We start from the raw sequence: 3,016 nt of genomic DNA on the forward strand, positions 1-3,016 counted from the left end.
TCCTGGCACGCTTCAAGGAGGTGGCGTTAACCAACCGCTGTCTCGCCCGTTGTCGGTCGCGCTCACGCTGCTGGTGGTTTCTGTATTCATTAACTACGTTGATCGCGGCAACCTTTCGATTGCAGCGCCGTTGCTGAAAAATGAGCTGGGCATCTCAGCATCACAATTAGGCATCCTGCTGTCCGCGTTCTTCTGGACGTACACCGCTATGCTGTTTGTGTGCGGTTGGTTTGTTGATCGCTTTGATCCGAGTCGGCTGCTGGCGCTCGGCTTTTTGATATGGTCGCTCTCCACTGCAGCGACCGGAATGGTGCGCGGGTTCACCATGTTGGTCCTAATGCGCCTAATTCTAGGCATGGGAGAGTCGGTGGCATTTCCATGCTACTCGAAGATCCTAGCGCGGCATGTGCCGGAACATTCTCGCGGGTTCGCCAACGGCGCGATCATTGCTGGAATGAAACTTGGCCCGGCGGCTGGGACACTTGGAGCTGGCCTGTTGATGGCAAATTACGGATGGCGGCCGGTCTTCCTGGGAATTGGCCTGGTAAGCCTGGTCTGGTTGCCTGCCTGGCTGAAGTGGATGCCGGGTGGCGACACACGCGCGCAGCGAGTTGGCCCGTCTCCTCGTGTGATCGACATTTTGCGAAAACGTCCGTTTTGGGCCACTGCCGCTGGCGCTTTCTGTTGCGCATATCCCCTATATTTCACCATCACCTGGCTTCCGTTTTATCTCGTCCACGAACAGTATCTCTCCTTGCAGGACATGGTGAAGGTAGCTGCGCTGTATTATACAGTCGATGCCGCAGCGGCCCTGGCTACAGGCTGGGTCACCGACTTCTGGATTCGTCGAGGCTTGGCCGCCGGTGTGATGCGCAAGACAGCGATGACTCTGGGATGGACCACGGCAGCCGTCGGCCTTCTAGGTTGCTCGTCGGCGGGTCCGCATTCGTATTTAGTGTGGCTGATGGTAGCCGCGGTAGGATTGGGAACCGGGAATGCAAACATCTGGGCGTTTACGCAGACGCTGGCCGGACCGCGAGCAGTTGGAAGGTGGGCGGGTTTGCAAAACGGGTTCGGAAATTTTGCAGGTGTCATAGGACCAGCATTAACCGGCTTCACCGTGGACTGGACTGGTCACTTCCAAGTAGCAATCGGAATTACCGCTGGTGTATGCCTGCTCGGTGCCTTGGTATGGCTGCTTTTACTCGGAGAATTCAAGGAGGTAGCCTGGGCGCAACCTGCAGCCGCGTTAGCGCGGCCAGTTGAATTCATTTAAGGCAGTTTAGGAGGTCGAATGGTAATAAGTTTTACTAAATCAACCAACGGTGCCCGCACTCCTTACGCGCTCGGCTATACGGACGCCGAGCACGAGCGCCTGATTCGACAGGCTGCGATCAATGCTCCTATCACCGAGCGTTTTTTCCGCGAAGCAGGCATCGGACCCGGTCAGCGTGTTCTCGATATTGGCTCGGGCGTGGGTGATGTAGCAATGTTAGTAGCTCGTATAGTTGGTCCGTCTGGGGAGGTGGTCGCCGTCGAGCGTGATGCGAGCTCGATTGCGCGAGCCAAGCCCCGCTTAGCTGAAGCTGGACTGAACAACGTGAGCTTCACGCAAACCGATGTAAACCAGATTGGTAGCGACAAACCCTTCGATGCAGCCGTCGGCCGTTTCATTCTAATGTTTCTTCCCGATCCTGTTTCTGTCTTGCGGCGCGTCTCCGGATTGGTTCGCGCTGGTGGTGTGCTGGCCTTCCAGGAACCCTCCTGGATGCCGATGCTTGCCCTCGGCGATCGGCTGCCGCTTTGGTCTTGCGTTCTTCGTTGCATCCATCAGACGCTATTGCGCTCTGGCGCAAACCCCGAGATGGGACTCGCGCTGTATCCCATCTTTCAAGAGATCGGTCTGCCTGCGCCGAACGTGCATCTTGAGATACCGCTGGGCAGCAACATGGATTTTTTACGGGTGATTGCTGACCTGGTCTGGAGTCTGCGACCATTGGCCGAACAACATGGTGTTTCTCTCGAAGAGTTGGGGAACCTTGATACGCTTTGTGACAGGATTGCTGCCGAGATTACGGCGGCGAATACCGTTGTAAGTGTCGTGCCGCTGCTTGGCGCTTGGTCACGCAAGCCGAACTCTGGCGACGCCTAGAAAGTCACGATGTTTGCAAAGTCGCGAGTGCCTACGCGGTTCTTGCCGGGTTTTCAGCAGCGCAATCCGCCAGCGAGTATCTGAAAATGACTGAGGCTGAAAAATGAGTATACGCCATGGGAGCGGTGAATGGAATGTATAACGCTCCGCTTTTCGGTGCTCCTGAAAATCGCACAAAGTGGTTTATCGATTATCTAAAGGACATGACTAATGAACAAGTGGCTGCCATCATTACTAAGTTCTTGAACGACAATCCCGAACGCTGGCACGAACCGCTAAATTTACTCTCCTATCTTGCGATAGAGCACGCCTACAACAAGGCTCATTCCTCGCGTGAGAGATGAAGGTCGAGCGTTTACGATGTTGCTGGCAACGTGATAGGGACGCACGAGCACAAGGACGATTTTTAGAAGTGGTAGTCCGGCCACGCCCGCTGCGGCAAACTTTTTCTGTAACGTCAGGGAACCATTATCCGGGTCAGAATCGAAACGTGCAGTCGTAAAACTCAGTATGGCGAGCGAAACGCAATCGGCAATTGGTCGTCCAGTTATAGAGCGTTCTGTGCACGCTTACAAAGTGCGACCGCGCAAAGATCATCGCGGCATTGTTGGCGTTAAGTTTAGTATGCAACCGATGAACAAAAAGATTGTCCCTTTGCTCTTTGCATCGTGCTTGATCTTCGCAGACTGCGCTTCGGAAAGTTCGCGCGACATTCCAACTTACAACGCGAATCTCAATCGGCTAAAGATAGGAATGACAACTAAGAAAGTCTCCGCCTTGGTAGGCCCGCCGATACGTAGTGAGCAAGCCGCCACCGCAGCAGGAACAATCGTGGAATGGTATTACGTTGAGTCACAGTTCATG

Annotated in this window: 4 protein-coding genes; all 4 read left to right on the forward strand. The window is 54.7% G+C overall.

Features of this window, described 5'->3' with window-relative positions; genetic code table 11:
• A partial coding sequence (locus tag VH187_RS04350; protein ID WP_329700261.1) for an MFS transporter occupies positions 1–1,276 on the forward strand: 1,276 nt, incomplete at its 5' end.
• An 18-nt stretch (positions 1,277–1,294) separates the two neighbouring features.
• A complete protein-coding gene (locus VH187_RS04355; protein WP_329700262.1) occupies positions 1,295–2,152 on the forward strand; it encodes a class I SAM-dependent methyltransferase in 858 nt (285 codons plus the stop codon).
• A gap of 116 nt (positions 2,153–2,268) precedes the next feature.
• Positions 2,269–2,496 (forward strand): Rap1a family protein, encoded by a 228-nt coding sequence (locus VH187_RS04360; RefSeq protein WP_329700263.1) that lies wholly within the window; start codon positions 2,269–2,271, stop codon positions 2,494–2,496.
• A 166-nt stretch (positions 2,497–2,662) separates the two neighbouring features.
• Positions 2,663–3,016: hypothetical protein (locus VH187_RS04365; protein WP_329700264.1), on the forward strand; the 354-nt coding region annotated here is incomplete at its 3' end.

It is taken from the genome of Scandinavium sp., assembly GCF_036271055.1.
Lineage (GTDB): Bacteria > Pseudomonadota > Gammaproteobacteria > Enterobacterales > Enterobacteriaceae > Scandinavium.

Bases quoted from the DNA above. Each gene is read 5' to 3' on its own strand.
- VH187_RS04360 (WP_329700263.1), top strand. From the start codon at position 2,269: ATGGGAGCGGTGAATGGAATGTATAACGCTCCGCTTTTCGGTGCTCCT.
- VH187_RS04355 (WP_329700262.1), top strand. From the start codon at position 1,295: ATGGTAATAAGTTTTACTAAATCAACCAACGGTGCCCGCACTCCTTAC.